Origin of the sequence: Ancylomarina sp. 16SWW S1-10-2, assembly GCF_009669305.1 — a bacterium.
Taxonomy (GTDB): Bacteria; Bacteroidota; Bacteroidia; order Bacteroidales; family Marinifilaceae; genus Ancylomarina.
In genome coordinates this window covers 1-379 of record NZ_SADB01000327.1, presented here as the reverse complement: position 1 = coordinate 379, position 379 = coordinate 1, and the positions used below count along the sequence as shown (strand labels likewise).

The following is a 379-nucleotide window of genomic DNA, read 5'->3' as shown; positions in this document are numbered from 1 at the left end:
GTCGCGATAGATGATATTGCTTTAGATTATGCAAAAACACTGGCTGCATGGCGTGATGGCTTTTTTGAAAATATTGATCAGGTGCGCAAGCAGGGATTTAATGAGGTCTTTATTCGTATGTGGGATTTTTATTTAGCTTATTGTGAAGGTGGGTTCCGTGAACGAACCATTAGTACGGTACAAATGGTGATGGCGAAACCACGTTGTCAGCACTTGCCGGTTGTTGCCCGATAAAACCTATGGAGCTGCGGGTTTTATTGGGTAATTTTTTACTTTTTCAATTAGGTTGGTTCGCTTGTCTACTCATTAAAGCGCCTTGGTTATATGTCATTATTGCGGTGTTGTTAAGCTTCCATTTCTATTGGGTTGTGCCTCGTGA

The 379-nt window shown here is 41.4% G+C and carries 1 protein-coding gene; it reads left to right on the top strand.

What is annotated here, in order from left to right; genetic code table 11:
- Positions 1-234: class I SAM-dependent methyltransferase (locus EMN46_RS19400; RefSeq protein WP_195715348.1), on the top strand; the 234-nt coding region annotated here is incomplete at its 5' end.
- Positions 235-379: the final 145 nt, after the last annotated feature.